Here is a 2,167-nt window from a genome sequence, read left to right as displayed (position 1 = left end):
GACCGAAATAGGTGGCATGGTCCGACCGAAATAACCAGCACCTTTGGAAACAATATAAGGTTTTTGATTCCAGGAATTTTCAGCTTTAGCTAGAAATCTTTTATCAATAAGTTGGTTTTTAGGATTCTCATTGATAAATCTTTGCTTCTCTTTAGACTCCATATAAGTCATTTCATTTAGATATTCACCTCGAACTCTCTCGTAATACCAATGAGTTCTAACTTGTACACCGCCAACTGCAGGAGCAAATACTCTATTTGAATAATCCTTCATCTCTCTATGAAATGAACTATTAGAAAAGAAATCTGATTTATTTACTTTATTCTGCGTATTGGCATATTCAGCTACTTTAGAAACAAATTCACTTAAATTTTTACCATCATCAACCACAGAAAGTTTCATCTGCACATTAACATCTGAGACATTATGTCCATTATTTATATTTGAGGCATAGATAGCCGATGTTGTTTGTGCCCCATTTACAATTTGAAAATTTTTGATCTTCGTAATACGTCCATCACTATCCAATTCCACATCTGAAGCAGTTGCAGTAATACCATTGTTATAGGCAAAAAACATATCTGGACGATTCTCAATTGTATTTCTTAAACCTTTATTTACATCTCCTCTGAACTGAAGAAATGTTCTAACATTTTGTTCAAAAAGCTTTTGTCCATGTTTATCATAGATATCAACAATATCTAGCCCGTTTATAACAGTCAAATAAGATTGATAATAACCTGAACCACTATCTATTTTTAAAGCAGGGAGATTTACATCAATTTCAAAATCACTCAATTCATTTTGTGATAAATAAATCTTTTGTAAATATTCAATATCAATGATTCTAAACTCAAAGTCAAAATCATTTATTCTCTCCGCAGGAATTTCTTTTAACCTACTTGTTACTTTTCCATCAGTAAGTAACAATACTCTAACCTTATCAACTTTTTCTCTTAAACAATAATCGTATAAAAGATAAGACGCTGAATAAGCTTCACTACTTTCTTCTATTTTTTTCCATAAAGCATTACCATCCTGTCTTGTTGATTCACTAAAAAAATTCTTTGTTCGCGTTAACTTAGTATCGATCTGAGCACCGGTTAATGTTTCGATAAAATCATTTTGAAAATACTGATAATTTAATAGAGTTAACACCCGTCTCTCTTCATCATAATCATATCCATGTATCTCGATACCGCGTTTACTAAACTGTGAATAACTATAATTATTAGTTAAATCTCCAATAGATACTAAATCCTCACAAACTGTTTCAAAAAAAGCCTGTGGTCTCATTAATCCCCTGCTTTCAGCATCAGAAATTACTGATTGTCTGAAATGCTCATAAAACTCTTCTAAACTAATCATATAGTCTATAAATTATATATTAAAATCCATTACAACAAAGAAAATAATTAATCATCCCCTTTGCTATCTTCTTCCATTTGTTTAATTAAATTCTGTATAAATACGGAATTAATTTTAACCTTAGTCGCTTCCTCTTTAGAACTGACATCTCCAGGAAAACTTACCCCATAAGCGGCCACTACTTCTATATTAGCATCTTTCGGTTTAATATCTAAAAACTCTGGTTGAATAATGTGAAGCATTAATAAGGGTTTTGTCATTTTAGATCTAATTAATCGACGATTACTACCAAAATTATTATTACCACCTAAAACAATTCCCTCAGATTCTCCTGAACTGATGTTTCTATTAGAAAATATAAAATGATTATTTTCTTTTAATTTTAATTTACGTTTCTCTTTTTTGATGGTTTTATTATAAAAAAATTTCTCATCTCCTTCACCACTATACAAAGCTACATCCCATAGAGTATCTCTATCTTCTATATACTGCTTGACAAATTTCAAAGGCATTTTAAAGTTAATACCTAGTTCATCATCGATATTGAGCTTGAAGCTATTAACAAAATTAAGTATCTTATTTTTATCAATATCTCTCCATAGAAAACTATTGCTATCAATAATACTTGAGTCTCCCAATTCTCCAACAAAAGAGTCCAATATATTTAGATTCCAATCAACTACTTCACTATCCATATTCAAAACGGTTGTTTCTTTTATTTTACCATCCAATCTCATCGCATAAACAAAATCCTCCGCATTCTTGAGGGCACTGAAAAAGTCCTAAAATAGTATCAGGG

Annotated in this window: 2 protein-coding genes; both read right to left on the bottom strand. The window is 30.7% G+C overall.

Annotated elements, in window-relative coordinates; all coding sequences use genetic code 11:
• Positions 1 to 1,296, bottom strand: a 1,296-nt coding sequence (locus tag GJV77_RS14605; RefSeq protein WP_240142899.1) for an AIPR family protein, incomplete at its 3' end; no start/stop codon positions are given.
• A 119-nt stretch (positions 1,297 to 1,415) separates the two neighbouring features.
• A complete protein-coding gene (locus GJV77_RS14600) occupies positions 1,416 to 2,063 on the bottom strand; it encodes a hypothetical protein (RefSeq protein WP_155037061.1) in 648 nt (215 codons plus the stop codon).
• Between the last annotated feature and the right edge of the window lie 104 nt (positions 2,064 to 2,167).

Origin of the sequence: Myroides pelagicus (assembly GCF_009711055.1) — a bacterium.
GTDB lineage: Bacteria > Bacteroidota > Bacteroidia > Flavobacteriales > Flavobacteriaceae > Flavobacterium > Flavobacterium pelagicum.
The sequence above is the reverse complement of the archived record's forward strand: the minus strand, read 5'-3'. Positions and strand labels throughout refer to the sequence as shown.

Bases quoted from the DNA above. Each gene is read 5' to 3' on its own strand.
- GJV77_RS14600 (WP_155037061.1), bottom strand. From the start codon at position 2,063: ATGGATAGTGAAGTAGTTGATTGGAATCTAAATATATTGGACTCTTTT.